The organism is Flavobacterium lindanitolerans (assembly GCF_002846575.1).
Taxonomy (GTDB): domain Bacteria; phylum Bacteroidota; class Bacteroidia; order Flavobacteriales; family Flavobacteriaceae; genus Flavobacterium; species Flavobacterium lindanitolerans.
Genome location: NZ_PJND01000007.1, coordinates 1,189,104 through 1,207,652 on the forward strand (window position 1 = coordinate 1,189,104; position 18,549 = coordinate 1,207,652).

An 18,549-nucleotide genomic window follows, 5' to 3' on the forward strand; every position below is an offset into this window, starting at 1 on the left:
AAAACTTTTCAGAAATGGATTTCCAATAAATTTAGGGGTTTGTATTTTGCGCCTCTGCGTCTTTGCGTGAAAATAATTACTCGCAAAGACGCAGAGGCGCAAAGTTCATATGAACTTCAGGAGGTATTAAATGTTGCTAGTTCAGAAAACTCAAATCACTTCCGCTTTCTAATTCTTCAGGTTGCTGGTTTTGTCTGAAAAGGCGTGCTTTCAGATTTCCTTTTAAGGTTATGGTTTCGTTTTTTACTTCCAGCCAACTTCCTTCCCTAAGTCCCAAAACGGGTAAAGTATTGAATTGGTGAAATTCTTTTATTCTTGTTTCCCGCGTTTCGCCCATATGTGTTGAGTTGCTGTCCGGGTCGAGATAGTGCGGATTGAGGTTGAATGGAATCATGCCCAAAGTCTGGAAACTTGGTGGATAAATAATAGGCATATCATTAGTAGTCTGCATTGTCAGTCCGGTTATATTGCTTCCGGCGCTGGTTCCCAAATATGGAGTACCTTTTTTTAATGTTTCAGATAGCAAGGTCATCAGGTCATGACGATAAAGTTGCGTTACCAATAAAAAAGTGTTTCCGCCACCTGTGAAAATTCCTTCCGCTTGTTTTAGGGCTTCTTTCAGGTCTTCAAATTCATGCAGGCCTTTTACTTTAATGTTGATTTTAGAAAAAGCCTGATGTACTTTTTCAGTATATTCGTCGTGTGATATACCACTTGGTCTGGCATAAGGTATAAAGACAAGTTCAGACACATTTTTGAAGTGAATAGAAAGTTCCGGCAAAAGATATTCGAGATAACCTCCGTTGTGTAATGTTGAGGTACTCGCTATAATCAGATTTTTCATTTTAATATGATTTTATGACGTAAAGTTAGCAAGGTTGGAAATTATAAAGCAGTAGAATGTGAACTTTATTATTAACACAAATTTATTAGGTCGTTGGCAATAATTTGGGAGGTGATAAGATATTTTTACCTGACAAACTTATCCCTCAATTCATTATGCTGAAAAAAATATTTTTATGTTCTTTTTTTATAGCTGTTTCTCCTTCGGTGCTTTCACAGGTTTCCGAGCGAAAAAACCTGAAAGGGAAAGTTATGGCATCTGCTTCCAATCTTGATGGGATTTATGTCCTGAACCTGTCTTCAGAAAAAGAAACAGTAACCAAAGAAGGCGGTTATTTTTCGATTCAGGCCAAAGAAGGAGATTCATTAATGTTTTCGTCTATCCAGTTCAAAGGTAAAATTGTGGAAGTCAGCCAGGCTGATTTTGAGAAAGAATTGTTCTTTGTGAAGCTTGAGACTATGGTAAATCAATTGGATGAAGTAACAGTCGTGCAATATAAAAATATCAATGCTTACGATTTAGGAATTATACCCAAGCCCGCCAAAGTCTATACACCGGCCGAAAGAAAATTAAGGACGGCTACAGGTGTAGATCCTAAAGTAGGACTAAATAATTCGTTTACTCTCGACCCGCTTTTAAACCTGATGTCCGGAAGGACTTCGATGCTCAAGAAAGAACTGGAAGTAGAAAAAAGAGAGAAATGGATAAGCCAGCTGGAGGATTTATTTGAAGAAGAATACTATACGAAAAAACTTAAAATCCCTGCCGAAAATGTCAAAGGATTTTTGTATTATGCGGTTGAAAACGAACGATTAGTAAAAAATCTGAACAGTAAAAATAAAGCAATGGCGACATTTTTATTAGGAGAGATTGCCAAAACATATATTCAAACCATAACCAATGAAAAATAATTACTTTTTAATACTACTAATACTGCTTTCTCAAATTGTCTTTTCGCAGAGTAAGGAGAATAAAAAAATATATGGAAAAATAACAGCAGGACAAGTTCCGGTTGATGATATTGAAGTAGTTAATTTTTCGAATGCCACCCAGACCAGAACGAATGCAAAAGGAGAATTCTACATTTATGCCAGAACAGGTGACGTGCTGATTTTGTCGGGAGCCAATCTTGAACACAAAAGAAAAACGATTACAAAAGACGAATTCAATTCAGGAAATGTTGAAATTGTGATGAAGCCTGAGGTGACAGAGCTTCAGGAAGTTGTTGTTGAAAAAAGTGATGAATTTTCGGTAGTGCAGGGAGTGAAAAAATATACACCGGCAGAAAGAAAGCTGAGGACGGCGTCAAAGCCTGTGGAACTAATACAAGGTTTGGGTATCAGTAACGATGCCATTCTTAATTTCTTATCAGGTAGAACAAAAACGCTTAAAAAAGGAGTTCAGGTAGAGAGGGAAATAGCCAGGCTCGAAAAGCTGGATAATTTTTTTGACGAGGCTTATTATACAGAAAGCCTCGATATTCCGAAAGACTATGTCAATGGCTTTAAATACTACATTGTAGGTGATGAAGAGTTTAGCAAGGCATTAGACCAAAACAATAAAACCGCTCTTGAAGTAGCTATCATAAAACTGGCAGAAAAATATAGGGGATTGCTTGCCGATGAAAAGAAATAATTACACGCTTTTGCTTTTTCTGCTATCGGCAGGAATGTTGTTTTCACAATCACAGGAGAAACTTCTGCTAATAAAGGTAATGGCAGATGGGAACTATGTAGGCGGTATTAATGTAGTTAATCTCGTTAATGAAAAATCAGCAGTTACAGATGAAAAGGGTGAGTTTTTTATTTCGGCAAAAGAAGACGATTTACTGGTGTTTTCAGCTATAAATTTCGAGTACAAAAGAAAAATCATTAGCAAAGAAGACATTCTTGCTGGCGCGATTACTGTTAATGTGATTCCAAAAACAACAAGTCTTGACGAAGTAGAGATTACAAAGTATAAGGATCTTGATGCTTTTGAATTGGGAATTTTGGAAACTCCTGCAAAAAGATATACTCCTGCAGAACGCAGACTCAGGACGGCTGGTGATTTTAAGCCGGTCCATTTGGTTGGCCTTCTGTTTGGACAATTTCCTTTGGATCCGGTACTAAATGCAATAAACGGAAAAACAAAACGCCTTAAGAAAGAAGTACAAATCGAACAGCAGGAATTTTTGTTGAAAAAGGTAGAAGATATGTTTCAGGATGACTATTTTTTAGGACATCTTAAAATACCTGAAAACTACATACAGGGTTTTAAATTATACAGTATAGGTGATGAAAATTTTGTGAGGTTATTAGAAGACAAAAATAAGATAAAGTCAGAGTTTGAACTGGCAAGGCTTTCAAGGGAATATCTTAAATTGATTTCAGATGAAAACTAGCTTTCTTTTTGCCTTTTTATTTATAGCACACTTTGCTTTTTCACAGGAAAAGATAATCCGCGGAAAAGTTACGGGCAGTGGCAACAATGTTGAAGGAATTAACGTAGTCAATCTGGTTAATGAAAAATCAGCCGTTACAAATGCAGCCGGAGAATTTCGCATTCTGGCAAAAGAAGACGATTTGCTGGTTCTGTCTGCTTTGAATTTCGAATACAAGCGAAAAATTATTGATGCTGACGACCTGAAATCGGACGTAGTTATCATTGAGATGATACCCAAAGCCAATCAGTTGGATGAAGTAGAAATCACAAAATACAACAACATTAATGCTGTTTCTTTAGGCATTTTATCAAAGCCTGCAAAAGTTTACACCCCGGCAGAAAGAAAATTGAGGACGGCCACCACCGGACTGCTCGACCCGCTAATTAATTTAATGTCGGGCAGGACCAAAAGACTTAAGCAGAATATTTCGGTAGAGAAAAAACAAATACTTCTGGAAAAAGTAAATGACCTTTTCGATGATGAATTTTATACGCAAACCCTTAAAATCAATCCTGATTACATCATGGCATTCAAATACTTCTGTATTGAAGATTTTAAATTCGCAAGTGCCGTTAGGGGAAAAAACAAAACACTGGCAACTTTTTGGATCAATGAACTTGCAGTAGAATACAATAAGTTGCAGTCTGATGAAAAGCAATAAAATCTTACTCCTTACTTTTTTGGTTTCTTATGTCGCCCTTTCGCAAGAAAAAATGATAAAGGGAAGAGTTGTTGCAAACGGCAATAACGTTGAAGGCATAAATCTGGTGAATTTGGTGAATGAAAAATCAGCCGTCACAGATTCCAATGGAGATTTTTCGATTCTGGCAAAGGTTGACGACCTGCTCGTTTTTTCAGCTGTCAATATGCATTATAAAAGAAAAATCATTGAAGCGGATGATTTTCAAAAAGATATCATTATTATAGAAATGGAGCCTAAAATAAATCAGCTCGATGAAGTCGAAATTACAAAATATGTCAATATAACGGCCTATAATTTAGGAATCATAAAATTCAAGCCAAAAGTTTATACGGTTGCAGAACGAAGGATGATAGGCAGAGTAGGAAGTAGGGCAGAAAGAAAAGCAAGGGTCGAAGGTGAGAAAAAACTAATGCTGATTGAAAGAATTGGAATCCTGTATAGTGATGAATATTTCATTAGAGTACTAAAGATTGACCCTGATTATGTCATGGCATTTAAGTATTATTGCTCCGAACAGCCGGATTTTATGAAAACTGTCAATTCGAGGGTAAAAGATAAAATCAAATTGGCAATAATCGAACTGGCCAGAAAATACAATGAACTTCAAAATGAAGAAATTGTAAAAGAATAGTACTTTTGTAAAATGAAAAAGGCAATCAAAATAGTTTTTCTTTTACTGTTGTTTACTGGGCTGACTTCGGCTTCGCTTCACAAATTTTATGTTTCCGTAAACCAATTGGATTATGTGCCGGAAAAGAAAGCCATAGAAATAACATCCCGACTTTTTATTGATGATATGGATTTGGCCTTGGAGAAAAGGTTTGGCAAAAAAATATATCTGGGAACAAGTAAGGAAATAAAAGAAAGTAAAGAACTGCTTCAGAAATATTTTCAGGAAAAGTTTGCCGTTAAAGTAAACGAACAGGAAAAAGAAATCCGTTTTTTAGGCAAAGAAGTAGAAGATAATGTCCTGATTTGCTATTTCACAATCAAGAATGTCGAGAAAATCAGTTCTATCGAAATAAAAGACACTATTTTAATGGAGCTTTATGACCAGCAGCATATTTTCCATACGCACGTTTTAGGGAAAAAGCAAAGCCTGCTTCTTACTTCAGACAAAATACGGGGTCAGTTAAATTATTAGCATTTTTTTTCCGGTATTACATCAAATTGATTAAATTTCAATCTTAAAATAACCCAACTCCTCCATGAAAAAAATAATTTTTCTATTCGCGATGCTTCCTGCGGTGTTCTTTGCGCAAGAAACAAAAAATACGGAAAAGAAGCGCGAGCCTGGGAAATACGATACCAACAAATTCAGCCAGATGTATGATTTGATGGCTACGCCTAATATGTTTCGAACAGCATCGGGAGCGCCAGGTCCGGCCTATTATCAGCAACAGGCAGATTATAAGATGAACATCGAATTAGATGACCGCAATGCAAGGCTTTATGGAACGGAAACCATTACCTATCATAACAACTCGCCGGATAATCTGGAATATTTATGGGTGCAGCTCGACCAAAATCAAAAAGCGAAAGACTCGGAATCACCTTTGGTAGATAATCAAAAAATGGATAAGGCAATGACTCCGGCCGGGTTTTCGAAAAAATTTCTGGAAGAAAAACCGGAAAGAGGTTTTGTGATTGAATATGTAAAAGATGCAAAGGGCAATCCGATGAAATATACCATCAACCATACCATGATGCGTATTGATTTGCCGAAACCTTTGAAATCAAAAGAAAAAATCTCATTTTCTATAAAATGGTGGTTCAATATCAATAATTATAGGGTAGAAGGAGGACGCTCCGGTTATGAGCATTTTGATAAAGATGGTAATAACCTGTATGTACTTGCCCAATTCTATCCAAGAATGGCCGTCTATAATGATGTAGAAGGTTGGCAGAACATGCAGTTTTGGGGTTCGGGAGAATTTGCCCTTCCGTTTGGGAATTTTGAAGTAAATATCACCGTTCCTGCAGACCATATTCTGGAAGCGACGGGTGACTTGCAGAACAGGAAAGAAGTTTTCACTGCAGAACAGTTTAAGCGATATCAGTTGGCAGAAAAAACCTATGACAAGCCGGTTGTAGTAGTTACTCAGGAAGAGGCAGAAGCAGCTTCAAAAGGTTTTTCAGACAAGAAAAAAACCTGGAAATTCAGTGCAAAATACGTGCGTGATTTTGGAATTTCAACTTCAAGAAAATTTATCTATGACGCCATGGCTGTAAAGCTTTCGGAAAAGTCAGTAATGGCCATATCATTATATCCGCCGGAAGCCAACCCGCTTTGGGGCGAATATTCAACAAAAACGGTTGCCCATACCTTAAAAAGTTATTCCTCACACACGTTTGACTATCCTTATCCAAAGGCAATTTCGATTTCTGCCGAAGACCAGGGTATGGAATATCCTATGATTTGCTGGAATTACGGACGTCCTGATGAAAACGGATTTGTAAGCGAAAGGATAAAATACGGCATGCAAAGCGTGATTATTCATGAAGTAGGGCATAATTTTTTCCCGATGATTGTCAATTCTGATGAACGCCAATGGACCTGGATGGATGAAGGATTGAATACTTTCCTGCAATATTTGGCAGAACAGGAATTAAGCCCGAGCTATCCTTCACAAAGAGGACCCGCGGCTAAGATTGTTCCGTATATGAGCGGACCGCAGAATTTTTTAGAGCCAATTATGTCAAATTCAGAAACAATACACCAATTTGGGGCCAATGCCTATGCCAAGCCTGCCACAGGATTGAACATATTGCGTGAAACCATTATGGGGAAAGAATTGTTTGACTATGCATTCAAGACCTATGCCAACCGTTGGAAATTTAAACACCCTACGCCGGAAGACTTTTTCAGAACCATGGAAGATGCTTCGGCGGTTGATTTGGACTGGTTCTGGAGAGGGTGGTTTTATTCTACAGATTATGTTGATATAGGAATCCAAAATGTGAAAGAATATTATGTTACGGCAGAAGCACCAAAAGAAACTAAAGATGTCAATATAAGAAAGGGACGTTTTAATAAAGAGGAAGGGCCGTTCGTTTATATGGTTTCGTCAGATTCTGAAGGTTTTAATAAAAAGAATATAAAACCTTTGGATGTTAATGATATAAAAGTGTTGTCTGACTTTATTCAGGAAAAATATACACAGGAAGAAAGAAGCAAACTCAAATCTCCAAAATATTTTTACGAAGTTGCTTTTGATAAGCCAGGAGGTATGCTAATGCCAATTTTGGTACAGCTGGTTTATGAAGACGGTACCACAGAAGATTTTAATTTTCCGGTACAAATATGGAGAAAAGGCAATCAGGTAGTGTCCCGTGTTTTTGCAACAGATAAAAAAGTAGCCAAGATTAAGCTGGACCCAAAATTACAGACCGCAGATATTGATTTAGAGAACAATTCATGGCCAAGAGAGAAGGCTAAATCTAAATTTGACGAACTGGAGGATTAAGTTAAAATCATATTAAAAAAGAACAGTAAAGCAATAAAGCTAAGACCGCGGTTATTTTTTGCTGTATCTTTGCGAGAATAAAATACAATATTATGTTTGGTATCGGAGGATCGGAATTAGTATTCATCATATTTATAGCCATAATGCTTTTTGGGGCAGATAAAATTCCGGAAGTAGCAAGAACTTTGGGAAAAGGAATGCAGCAGCTTAAAAATGCAACAGACGATATTAAAACTGAAATTCACAAAACAGCTTCAGAAAATGGTTTGGATACCCAATCATTAACAGGCGGTTTTTCTGAAGAAATCAGTAAGGTAAAAGAAAATTTCAATAAAATTATTGAAAACTCCAACGATAACAGTTTTGGTTTGGACAAAATAACACAAGATATCAATTCAGAAATTACGAAAGTAAAAGAAGATATCGAAACGATGGAAGGACCTATAAAAAGACAGGATAGATAATGGAGACATTGTTAGAACTTGATAGAAACCTGTTTATTTATCTCAATAGTCTCGGCTCTGAAACGTTCGACGGTTTCTGGTTATTTATTACAAAACAGATCAACTGGATTCCAATTTTTGCTATCATACTCTATTTGGTTTTCAAAAATCTGGGCTGGAGGCATGCCCTGATGATAATTGTAGTTATGGCTTTACTGATTACATTGACAGACCAAACAACAAATCTTTTCAAAAACGGCTTCCAAAGATTACGGCCGGGAAGCGACCCTGACCTTGCAGGCCTGATTCGTGCCGTACAGACAAGAAAATCCTTTAGCTTTATTTCCGGCCATGCATCCAACTCAATGGCTGCTGCCTTTTTTCTTTATAAAGTATTGAAGCCTTACCTTAAATATATGGGCTTTATCTTTTTGTGGCCGCTGATTTTTGCCTACAGCAGGATTTATCTCGGACTGCATTATCCGGGAGATATTCTTTGCGGATATGTATGGGGAATTTTAATGGCAATGATCATGCTGCGATTATATGCCTACTTAAGGGATAAATACTTTCCACAAAAAGAATACGTCGACAATCCGACTAATGATGAACCTATACGGAATTAGATTATAAAACCCGGCTTACGGTTAATCCGTCACGGATAGGAAGCAATACGGTTTCAATTCTGGGGTCGTCTTTCAGTTTTTTATTATATTCTAAAAGTACGTTGGTACTTATGTCTTTCGGATTTGGTGTTTCCAATACCTTGCCACTCCATAACACATTATCAGAAAGAATAATACCTCCCTTATTCATTATAGGTACTATCATGTCAAAATAGTTCAGATAATTATCCTTGTCGGCATCAATAAAAACCAGGTCAAATTTCTTTCCGAGTGTAGGTATAATTTCCAATGCATTTCCCAAATGCTGTGTTATTTGGTTTTTCCATGGCGACAGGTCGAAGTATTTTTTTTGAATGCTAAGTAATTCTTCGTTAATATCGATAGTGTCGATGGAACCGTTTTCCTTCATTCCTTCTGCAAGGCATAAAGTGGCGTAACCTGTATAGGTTCCTATTTCAAGAATATTTTCCGGATTGACCAATTTGGAAATCATGCTTAGGACTCTACCCTGAAAATGGCCGCTAAGCATTCTCGGCTGCATAATTTTTTGGAAAGTTTCCCTGTGAAGGGCTGCTAAGAGTGCAGGTTCGTTTTCAGAATGTTTTTCGACATAAAGTTCTAGTTCGGGAGAAATAAAATGCATGGTAAAAAGTTTTTACAAAATTATAAAATATTAACACTCATTAGGTACATCTCACTTTGAATATATAACTTTGCGCCATGCAAATTGAGAAGAAAGACATCAGAGCATTATCAAAAGACCAATTGAGGGAATTTTTTGTTTCAAACGGAGACAAAGCTTTTCGCGGAAATCAGGTCTATGAATGGCTTTGGAACAAAGGAGCGCATAATTTTGATGACATGACCAATGTCGCCAAAGCGACGCGTCAGATGCTGGAAGAAAATTTTGTCATCAACCATATCAGGGTTGACCAAATGCAAAAAAGTGAAGATGGAACTGTAAAAAATGCTGTCCGTCTCCATGATGGATTGGTGGTAGAATCAGTATTGATTCCTACGGAAACCAGAACAACGGCTTGCGTTTCTTCTCAGGTGGGCTGCAGCCTTGATTGTAATTTTTGTGCTACTGCAAGGCTGAAAAGAATGCGAAATCTGAATCCTGATGAAATTTATGACCAGGTAGTGGCCATCGATAATGAAAGCCGACTGTATCACAATCGTCCCTTATCGAATATCGTTTTTATGGGAATGGGAGAACCGTTGATGAACTATAACAATGTCATGAAAGCAATAGAGAAGATTGTTTCGCCGGAAGGACTTGGAATGTCACCAAAAAGAATTACGGTCTCAACCTCAGGAGTTCCTAAAATGATTAAAAAACTGGCTGACGACGAAGTGAAATTCAAACTGGCAGTTTCCCTGCATTCTGCAATTGATGAAATCCGTTCGCAAATCATGCCTTTTAGCAAAAGCTTTCCGTTGGCTGATTTGCGTGAAGCCTTAGAATATTGGTACAGCCATACCAAAAGCCGGGTTACCTATGAATATGTCGTTTGGAAAGGAATTAATGACAATAAAGCTTCCGTTGATGCTTTGGTGAAATTCTGTAAATATGTTCCGTGCAAAGTCAATCTTATCGAATACAACCCGATTGACGATGGTGAATTTCAACAAGCTTCGGAAGAATCGATAAACGAATACATAAAAGCTTTGGAAAGAAACGATATTGTCGTGAAAGTACGCCGAAGCAGAGGAAAAGATATTGATGCCGCCTGCGGACAGTTGGCAAATAAAGAAGCTTAATTAAAAATCGAAGAATACTTCAACCCTGCCAGAGTTCCAGACTCTGGCAGTTTTTTTTTACTTCTTAGGAGATTTCCGGAGTGGTACCGTGACAATAGTAAGTGCTATCGATACACCTAGAATGCTATATTGGAGATATAATAATGAGTCATCAGGATCAAAAAATGGAATAAGTAAACCTGTATAAAGCAAACCAACTGATATAATTTGGCTAATGACCTTTTTATCGATTTTTATCTTAAACATGGCGTATAGATTAATTAAAAATTGGTAAATAGTTTGCTTAATTTTTTAAACGTAACTATTTTTCAAACAAAAACAATAGAAACAAACAAACCCTGCCAGAGTTCCAAACTCTGGCAGGGTTTGTTTGTTTACTTATTCGGGGATTTCCTGCGTGATACTATAACAATAGTAAACACTATTGATACGCCCAAAATGATATACTGTAGGTATAATAACGAGTCATCAGTGTCAAAAATTTGAATAATCAACACCATATAAAGAAAGCTGTACGATATTATTGCGCTAATATCTTTTTTACTAATATTTTTTATTTTCTTATACATGCTTCATAATCTGCGTTAGCATCAGCTTTACAAACAATCATATTGGCCTGCACGGCAGCATATCCGATTACCGTGCTCCAGCCAAAGGAAACAAACCCTGAAGCTGCGGCAAAAGATACGCCAATCCAAAAGGTACGTTCACATCTGGCATCGTCTATTGCCCACTGCTCTTTACATGTTCTTTTAGCAGAAGTATGTGCTTCATAATTGAGTTGAGAATCTATTTCTTGCATTATGATTTCAAACCTGTCTGCTTCTGGTATTTCATAAAACTCTTTGTTGTCTTGATAAAATATCTCAGTTTGAATCGAAAGTTCTTTTGTAAGTCTAACTAGTTTGTCAGGTTTAGAGATTTTTAGTTTTTCAAAATAGCGTAATAGTTCTGCCTCGTCTTTTATATCATCAAGATTTTGGCTGGTGCTTTTTATGTCGCTATTGCTTTCTTCTAAAATTGTTAGGATTTGATTGTTTAATGCGATGCATTCAGTGATAAAATCACTTAGCTTGTTATCAATAATACGTTTTTGGTTATTGATTCTTTTGTCATCTTTTAAAACACCATTTGTATTTTGTGTTTCTAGGTTTTCTTTGTCGCAGCTTAAAAGTAGGAAAGAGATGGCGAATAAAATAAATACAGTTTTTTTCATGCTTGAATAAATTTATATGGCTGTTAAGTTGTAAACATAATCTTTTTTCTTTAAAAAATCAAATTTATAACAAAACAAAAATAATTATAACACATTTATGTTTTCGAAGTTTCAAACTTTGATAGCGTATTTAATGTAACTGCATCTTCTATAACCTCACAACACCTCTTGTACTTTACCACTTAAATAGTATATTTGTCCTCAATGAAAATCACGGAGCAAATAAAACAGCCGATTCTTGCCGAAATGGAACTTTTTGAGAAAAAGTTTCATGAAGCGATGTCGTCAAAAGTTGCCTTGCTCAACAGAATTACCTACTATATTGTAAACCGTAAGGGAAAACAAATGCGACCGATGTTTGTTTTCCTGACAGCCAAAATGGTTTCAGGTGGTACAGTCAACGAAAGAACCTATCGGGGGGCTTCGGTAATCGAATTAATCCATACTGCAACTTTAGTGCATGATGATGTTGTTGATGACAGTAACAGGCGTCGCGGGTTTTTCTCAATCAATGCTTTGTGGAAAAACAAAATTGCCGTTTTGGTTGGCGATTACCTGCTTTCAAAAGGACTGTTGCTTTCTATTGACAATGGTGATTTTGATTTGCTGAAAATAATTTCTGTAGCCGTAAGAGAAATGAGCGAAGGAGAATTGCTTCAAATCGAAAAAGCCAGAAGGCTGGATATTACAGAAGACATCTATTACGAAATCATACGCCAGAAAACAGCAACCTTAATTGCAGCCTGCTGTTCACTCGGAGCTTGTTCTGTAGCTCCGGAAAATGATGAGGTTATTGAAAGAATGCGCAAATTTGGTGAACTCATTGGAATGGCATTCCAGATTAAAGACGATTTGTTTGACTATACCGATGATGCTATTGGAAAACCAACCGGAATCGATATTAAAGAACAAAAGATGACGCTGCCATTGATTTATGTGCTGAATCATTGTACGCCAAAAGAAAAAAGCTGGATTATCAACTCCATTAAAAATCACAATAAGGACAAAAAACGGGTAAAAGAAGTCATCTCTTTTGTAAAACAAAATAACGGTCTGGCCTATGCAGAACAAAAAATGACCGAATTCCAGAAAGAAGCGTTGCAACTAATTCAGGATTTTCCCAACTCTCCCTACAAGGATGCGCTTACCCTGATGGTAAATTATGTGATAGAAAGAAAAAAATAATCTGTTGCTGCTGATTTTTTTATTGCTATGCAACCTTTTTAGCCGTAATATCGTCTTTGACAGTAGAACCTAAAATCTGTCACTCATGCGTTTCCTCTACTTCTCTTTCTTTCTTATCACATTACAGGTTTGTGCCCAAAAGCCTAAAGAAGTACTGAATTGGATTAATACTGCTCCATCAAAGAACAAAAACTTTTATTTTGAAATTCCTTTTAGCTACCGCAATGATGAAATTGTCATCCAGGTTCGGATAGGAAATCATACCTACGATTATATTTTTGACACCGGAGGCTATAACAATATTACAGATGCCATTCAGGAAAAAAACAATTTCCCGATACTGACCAGGCAGACAGTAGGAAGCAGCAATAAAATTAAAAAAGAAATCAATATTGTAAAACTGGACAGTCTGCATATTGGTTCCCTCGCTTTTCATGACCTTGCCGCTTTGCAGATGAATTTTGATGAATCACCCACAATTAAATGCACGATTGATGGCGGATTGATTGGGGCAAGTATTATCAAAAATTATATCTGGCAGATTGACTATCCGAGAAAAAAAATAATTGTTACTGACCAGATTGCCAAAATAACAAATCTGCAAAAAGCGATAAAAGTTCCGGTTACTTTTAATAGCAGACTCATGCCTTATATAGATGTACGGATAAACGGCAAGAAAGAGAAAATGATGTTTGACCTGGGAAGTTCTACTTTGTTTAGCATGACTGAAAAAGCAGCAAAAAAGCATGATAAAGAAAATGTCTATGAGATTATAGGAGGTGGAACAGAAGGTGGGAATGGTACTATCAAAGAATCAATTTATGTAATGAATTCAGGCAAGCTTGAAATTAAAAATCTTTATTATTCCAACAAGCCCATTCTTTATACTTCATCAAATAATGAATCCCTGATTGGCAACCCAATTATAAAAGACTATATCGTCACCCTAAACTTTAAAGATGATGAAATGTATTTTCTTCCTGTTGAAACAGCAGATGAAGGATGGATAACTTATGGGTTTACGCTCAAATATGATAATGGAAAAACAAAAATAGCAACCTTACTAAAAGGTTCAACGGCTGAGAAAGCAGGCTTACAGATAGATGATGTTGTTGAAGGAATAAATGGTAAAAAAATAGATTGTCAGGATTTTTGTATGTGTAAAAAAACTTACAATATTCTTTTAGAAGGAAAAAATGAAATTGTCATAAGTCTAAATAAGGATGGCAAAACACAACAGATAAGACTTGAGAAGCAAAAAATATTTTAATTTAGCTCTTCTATTATAAGTAATTACAGCTTATTATATCTGATTTTTAATTTTTTTTGCTATCCATGCAACCATTTTCAAACAAGACTCGTCTATACCAATAGAACACTAATTGGAAGGTTCGATTATCAAAAAGACCCGAAAAATATAAATGAAAGTTATCGCTTTACATCAAGAAGAAAAAGACATAATCGCCCAGGCTGTAGCGAACAACAGGCATGCTCAGCAGAAGATATATGCCGGACATGCTCCCAAAATGTTAAGCGTATGCAGGCAATACATAAAAGACCTGCATCAGGCAGAAGATGTAATGATTACGGCTTTTATGAAAGTTTTTGCCAATCTGAAAAATTTTGAACACAAAGGAAGTTTTGAAGGCTGGATTAGAAGGATAATGATTAACGAATGTATTTCCTATATAAGAGTTCAGAAAAAAGTAAAGTACATAGAAGACGAAACCTATTTCGAAGAGACCTATAACAATACAGACAGTCAGTTTAACGTGGAAGATATTCAGTTTTTGATAGACAGTCTTCCGGATGGTTACAGAATGGTTTTTAACCTTTATGCTATTGAAGGATTCAAGCATCAGGAAATTGCGAAAATGCTTGGAATTAATGAAGGAACATCTAAATCGCAATTGTCGCATGCAAGAAAAATGCTGCAGGAACAAATTAACAAACTAAAGAATTTTCAAAATGGAACTGAATAAATTAGAACAGGATTTCAAGAAGAAGCTTAATGAAAGAACTATTCAGCCTTCTGAAATGTCTTGGGACAGGCTGGACGCCATGCTGTCGGTAGCAGAAAAGAAAAGTAAGCCGAAAAAACGCACATGGCTCTATATTGCAGCCAGTTTTTTAGGGTTTTTGCTGGTCGGGACAATCTTCTTCAAACAGCCAGAAGTAGAAATCCAGACCGCTAAAGAAAAAGGAGTTGTTGTTCAGGAAAAAACAACAGAAAAACAGGAAGAGGCAATAACTGCAGACGAATACAAAACAAAATCATCAAATCAAATCACAACAGCAGCTGCAGGAGCCATCGCTTCAAGATTGCCGGAACAAAAGAAGGTTCAAAAAATAAAATCTTCTGCTGTTTCGCAGGAAGATAAAACTTCGCAGGTTATGCCTGAAAAAACTGAAGCGATAGCTACTGTTGAGCAAAAAGAAACGGTTAAGGCAAACAAGTATATCGAATCAGAGAAACTTTTGGCCGAAGCCGAAAACAAAATCCAATCACAATCAGTGAAGAAATATGTTGCAAAATCGAGTGTGAAAGTAGACTCTAAGGGCCTTCTTTCTGATGTTGAAGGAGAGTTGAACGAAAGTTTTAGAAACAGAGTAATCAAATCAATTGGCAGAAATTATGAATCTGTCAAAACATCCCTTGCAAACAGAAACAACGAATAAACCAGATTTAATTTTTTAAAACCCAATGACATGCAAAAAATTATTTTTTATGCAATGATAATGCTATGTTTTTTAGTATCTAAAGCAATAGCACAGGAAACTTTTGAGCAAAGAGCTAAAGCGATAGCCTTGCGTATCGAAACCATTACCAAAGAAGAAAAAGAAGCGCTCAAAGAGGAAGTAGAAGCTGTAAATAAATTACTCGAAAAAGGAGAAATTGACCTTGAAGAAGCAGACAAACGTAAAATGGAATTAGCGGATGTAAGGGCTAAAAATATAGAAACCAGGGTTGGTGCCGAAGAAGCAAAACTTACTGACCTGGTCAGGGAAAAGGTTGACGGAAAATTGCCGTCCGAAGGAAGAAGAACAGCGTTCAGCGTTTATTGGGAAAAAGATTCGCCAAAAAGAGATTCTATAAGAAACAACAGAGGCGAGTTAAGAACAACTTCACAATTTGTTTTTGCAATAGGACTTAACAATGCGCTTACAAAAGGCGACCTGGGTTCATTGGAAGGTTCGGATTACAGAATGTGGGGGTCGCATTTTTATGAATGGGGAATTGCGTTCAATACGAGATTGGCTAAAAACCATAACCTCCTGCATGCAAAATACGGACTGTCTTTGATGTACAACAATCTTAGGCCTACAGACAATCGAAGCTTTGTTGTTAATGGCGACCAGACCAACCTTGAAAGAAATCCGATTCATCTGAAAGATTCCCGTTTCAGAAACGTTTATCTGGTAGTTCCGTTGCATCTGGAATTGGATTTTACGAAAAAACGTGTTACAGAAAAGAGGACATATTTCCGCTCACACGAAAGTTTCCGATTGGGTGTTGGTGGTTATGCGGGAGTAAATGTGAAATCAAAACAGATTTTGCGATATGAAATAGACGACCATAATGTAAAAGAAAGAACCAAAGGCGATTTTAATGTTAATGATTTCATATACGGACTCAGCGCTTATGTTGGTTATGGACAGACGAGCTTGTATGTTAAATATGACCTGAATACGATTTTCCGCGACAATGAAATTGACCAGAATAATGTCTCTTTAGGAATCAGATTTGATTTTAATTAGAAAAGTTGAAGTTAGTGAATACGTTGAGAAGTGCTCATTCCCTGTTTTGGGAAATGAGCACTTTTCTTATAGTCTGCCGAATTCTGCAAGACAAAATCTTCGTATCTTTGGGCTCTTAAATCCTGATTTTTTTAGCCATTGATTGCCAAGACAACCATAGATACCGTTTTTGAAACCGCCCGTGTTGAGGAGGTCATTGGTGATTTTGTGCAATTGAAAAGAGCGGGAAGTAATTTTAAAGGACTGAGCCCGTTTTCGGATGAACGCTCGCCTTCATTTATGGTTTCTCCTGTAAAACAGATATGGAAGGATTTTAGTTCCGGAAAAGGAGGTAACGTTGTTGCTTTTTTAATGGAACATGAGCATTTTACCTATCCGGAAGCCATCAGGTACCTTGCCAAGAAATACAACATAGAAATTGAAGAAACAGAGCAGTCGCAGGAAGAAAAAGCAGAAGCTAATGAAAAGGAAAGCATGTATCTGGTTTCTGAATTTGCAAAACGCTATTTCCACGACATACTTCTCAATAATGAAGAAGGACAGGCAATTGGCTATTCTTACTTTAAGGAAAGAGGTTTTACCAACGAAACAATAAGAAAATTTGAATTGGGCTATTCGCCTGACACCTGGGATGCCTTGACTAAAGAAGCATTAGGGAAAGGCTATAAGCTGGAATATCTCGAAAAAACGGGATTGACTATTGTTAAGGAAGACAAGCAGTTTGACCGTTTTAAAGGGCGTGTGATGTTTCCTATACAGAGCATGTCGGGAAGAACGTTGGGCTTTGGTGGCCGAATTCTCGGCAACGATAAAAAAGCGGCCAAATACATGAACTCGCCGGAAAGCGACATTTACCACAAAAGTAAAGTGCTTTACGGAATCTTTTATGCCAAACAATCCATTGCCAAACTGGATAATTGTTATTTGGTTGAAGGCTATACCGATGTAATACAATTTCACCAGGCTGGCATAGAAAATGTCGTGGCATCGTCAGGAACAGCCCTGACATCAGATCAAATCCGTCTGATTAACCGATTGACAAAAAATATTACGGTACTTTTTGATGGTGATGCAGCCGGATTGAGAGCTTCCATCCGTGGAATTGACCTTATTCTGGAAGAAGGAATGAATGTAAAGGTCTGTACGTTTCCTCAGGGAGAAGACCCGGATAGCTTTGCGCGTAAAAATTCCTATGAGGAACTTGTCCGCTATCTGGATACCAATGCAAAAGATTTTATTCAGTTTAAGGCATCGCTCCTGATGGATGAATCCCAAAATGACCCTGTAAAAAAAGCGGGGCTCATTCGCGATATGGTTACGAGTATTTCAAAAATACCGGACAGAATCCAACGCGAAATCTACCTTCAGGAGACGGCAAGAATCATGGATATTTCTGAACAGGTTTTGGTCAATACACTGGCGCAGCTCATTCAGAAAGACGTAGTTGAGACAGGTAAGAAGCAGAAACAGGAGCAGAAGGCTTTTGAAGTTGTCAAAAATGAGAATCCGGAACAGTCACAAAGAATAGATGTACTCTATGAACTGGAAAGAAAAATAATAGAAATTCTTTTGCTTTATGGAAATAAGACCGAAGAATTTGAAGATGTGATACTCCGTGCAAATGAGGAAGGTGAGATAGAAGAAGTTACGGAAAAAAAAGAATATAAGGTCTACCAAAGAATTTATCTGAGCCTTCAGGAAGACGAAGTTGAATTGGCAAATCCGTTATTCCGGGAAATATATAACGATATGGTGAATTATTTCCACCAGAATGAATCGTTTAATACAGAGCACTATCTCATGCATCTTGCGCCGGAATTAGCGCAAGAAGTGACAGACATATTGATGCATGAAGAAAGGGAAGTTCTTCACAATTGGGAAGGTCAAAACATTATAGTAAAGCAGAAAGACCAAACCATCGAGCAATATGTTTCCGAAACAATCCTGACGTTGAGGTGGTATCTTGTTGACAGGATTATAGAGGAGTTGAAAGGAAGCATAACATCGGGTCCGGATTCAGATAATACGGAAACCTTGTCTATGGCTATGGATTATTATAAACTAATCAATTCTTTTTCATCCAAACTAGGCAGGGTAATGTCGCGTTATAGCTAAAA

At 37.0% G+C, this 18,549-nt stretch carries 19 protein-coding genes; 16 read left to right on the forward strand and 3 right to left on the reverse strand.

Going from position 1 to position 18,549, the window contains the following annotated elements:
• Window positions 1-136 precede the first annotated feature (136 nt).
• Complete coding sequence (gene pepE / locus B0G92_RS05215) at window positions 137-844, reverse strand: dipeptidase PepE (protein WP_101471322.1); 708 nt, start codon at window positions 842-844, stop codon at window positions 137-139.
• Between the two features lie 155 nt (window positions 845-999).
• On the opposite strand from pepE, the gene B0G92_RS05220 reads away from it, so the two are divergent.
• From B0G92_RS05220 to B0G92_RS05260, 9 genes are all read left to right on the forward strand, one after another.
• Window positions 1,000-1,755 (forward strand): peptidase associated/transthyretin-like domain-containing protein, encoded by a 756-nt coding sequence (locus tag B0G92_RS05220; RefSeq protein ID WP_101471323.1) that lies wholly within the window; start codon window positions 1,000-1,002, stop codon window positions 1,753-1,755.
• Complete coding sequence (locus tag B0G92_RS05225; protein WP_101471324.1) at window positions 1,745-2,479, forward strand: peptidase associated/transthyretin-like domain-containing protein; 735 nt, start codon at window positions 1,745-1,747, stop codon at window positions 2,477-2,479. Before B0G92_RS05220 ends, B0G92_RS05225 begins: the two co-directional genes overlap by 11 nt.
• A complete protein-coding gene (locus B0G92_RS05230) occupies window positions 2,466-3,227 on the forward strand; it encodes a peptidase associated/transthyretin-like domain-containing protein (RefSeq protein WP_101471325.1) in 762 nt (253 codons plus the stop codon). The genes B0G92_RS05225 and B0G92_RS05230 overlap by 14 nt, the downstream gene beginning before the upstream one ends.
• Window positions 3,217-3,930 carry a carboxypeptidase-like regulatory domain-containing protein gene (locus B0G92_RS05235; protein WP_101471326.1) on the forward strand — a complete coding sequence of 238 codons (714 nt, stop codon included), beginning with the start codon at window positions 3,217-3,219 and terminating at the stop codon, window positions 3,928-3,930. The genes B0G92_RS05230 and B0G92_RS05235 overlap by 11 nt, the downstream gene beginning before the upstream one ends.
• Complete coding sequence (locus B0G92_RS05240; RefSeq protein WP_101471327.1) at window positions 3,917-4,603, forward strand: carboxypeptidase-like regulatory domain-containing protein; 687 nt, start codon at window positions 3,917-3,919, stop codon at window positions 4,601-4,603. The genes B0G92_RS05235 and B0G92_RS05240 overlap by 14 nt, the downstream gene beginning before the upstream one ends.
• 12 nt (window positions 4,604-4,615) lie before the next feature.
• On the forward strand, window positions 4,616-5,116 hold the full coding sequence (locus tag B0G92_RS05245; protein ID WP_056068269.1) for a DUF6702 family protein: 501 nt from the start codon (window positions 4,616-4,618) through the stop codon (window positions 5,114-5,116).
• Window positions 5,117-5,180: 64 nt separating this feature from the next.
• Window positions 5,181-7,439, forward strand: coding sequence for a M1 family metallopeptidase (locus B0G92_RS05250; RefSeq protein ID WP_101471328.1), 2,259 nt, complete (start codon window positions 5,181-5,183; stop codon window positions 7,437-7,439).
• 92 nt (window positions 7,440-7,531) lie between these two features.
• Window positions 7,532-7,903, forward strand: a complete 372-nt coding sequence (locus tag B0G92_RS05255) for a Sec-independent protein translocase subunit TatA/TatB (protein WP_056068273.1) — start codon at window positions 7,532-7,534, stop codon at window positions 7,901-7,903.
• Window positions 7,903-8,508 (forward strand): phosphatase PAP2 family protein, encoded by a 606-nt coding sequence (locus B0G92_RS05260; protein WP_308842162.1) that lies wholly within the window; start codon window positions 7,903-7,905, stop codon window positions 8,506-8,508. Before B0G92_RS05255 ends, B0G92_RS05260 begins: the two co-directional genes overlap by 1 nt.
• Window position 8,509: 1 nt before the next feature.
• Here B0G92_RS05260 and B0G92_RS05265 read toward each other — a convergent pair whose 3' ends face one another.
• Window positions 8,510-9,151 carry an O-methyltransferase gene (locus tag B0G92_RS05265; RefSeq protein WP_101471329.1) on the reverse strand — a complete coding sequence of 214 codons (642 nt, stop codon included), beginning with the start codon at window positions 9,149-9,151 and terminating at the stop codon, window positions 8,510-8,512.
• A gap of 77 nt (window positions 9,152-9,228) precedes the next feature.
• On the opposite strand from B0G92_RS05265, the gene rlmN reads away from it, so the two are divergent.
• Window positions 9,229-10,272, forward strand: a complete 1,044-nt coding sequence (gene rlmN / locus B0G92_RS05270; protein WP_101471330.1) for a dual-specificity RNA methyltransferase RlmN — start codon at window positions 9,229-9,231, stop codon at window positions 10,270-10,272.
• A 553-nt stretch (window positions 10,273-10,825) separates the two neighbouring features.
• Here the strand turns inward: rlmN and B0G92_RS05285 are convergent.
• A complete protein-coding gene (locus tag B0G92_RS05285; RefSeq protein ID WP_101471333.1) occupies window positions 10,826-11,488 on the reverse strand; it encodes a hypothetical protein in 663 nt (220 codons plus the stop codon).
• A gap of 204 nt (window positions 11,489-11,692) precedes the next feature.
• On the opposite strand from B0G92_RS05285, the gene B0G92_RS05290 reads away from it, so the two are divergent.
• The 6 genes from B0G92_RS05290 (at window position 11,693) to dnaG (ending at window position 18,547) form a co-directional block, all read left to right on the forward strand.
• A complete protein-coding gene (locus B0G92_RS05290) occupies window positions 11,693-12,673 on the forward strand; it encodes a polyprenyl synthetase family protein (RefSeq protein ID WP_101471334.1) in 981 nt (326 codons plus the stop codon).
• Between the two features lie 85 nt (window positions 12,674-12,758).
• The gene (locus B0G92_RS05295; protein ID WP_101471335.1) at window positions 12,759-13,943 is read left to right on the forward strand and encodes an aspartyl protease family protein; all 1,185 of its coding nucleotides are present in this window, start codon (window positions 12,759-12,761) and stop codon (window positions 13,941-13,943) included.
• A gap of 151 nt (window positions 13,944-14,094) precedes the next feature.
• On the forward strand, window positions 14,095-14,655 hold the full coding sequence (locus B0G92_RS05300) for an RNA polymerase sigma factor (protein ID WP_101471336.1): 561 nt from the start codon (window positions 14,095-14,097) through the stop codon (window positions 14,653-14,655).
• On the forward strand, window positions 14,642-15,352 hold the full coding sequence (locus B0G92_RS05305; protein ID WP_101471337.1) for a hypothetical protein: 711 nt from the start codon (window positions 14,642-14,644) through the stop codon (window positions 15,350-15,352). The genes B0G92_RS05300 and B0G92_RS05305 overlap by 14 nt, the downstream gene beginning before the upstream one ends.
• A gap of 30 nt (window positions 15,353-15,382) precedes the next feature.
• Window positions 15,383-16,432, forward strand: coding sequence for a hypothetical protein (locus tag B0G92_RS05310; RefSeq protein WP_101471338.1), 1,050 nt, complete (start codon window positions 15,383-15,385; stop codon window positions 16,430-16,432).
• Window positions 16,433-16,570: 138 nt separating this feature from the next.
• Complete coding sequence (dnaG, locus tag B0G92_RS05315) at window positions 16,571-18,547, forward strand: DNA primase (RefSeq protein WP_101471339.1); 1,977 nt, start codon at window positions 16,571-16,573, stop codon at window positions 18,545-18,547.
• The last annotated feature ends 2 nt before the right edge of the window (window positions 18,548-18,549 follow it).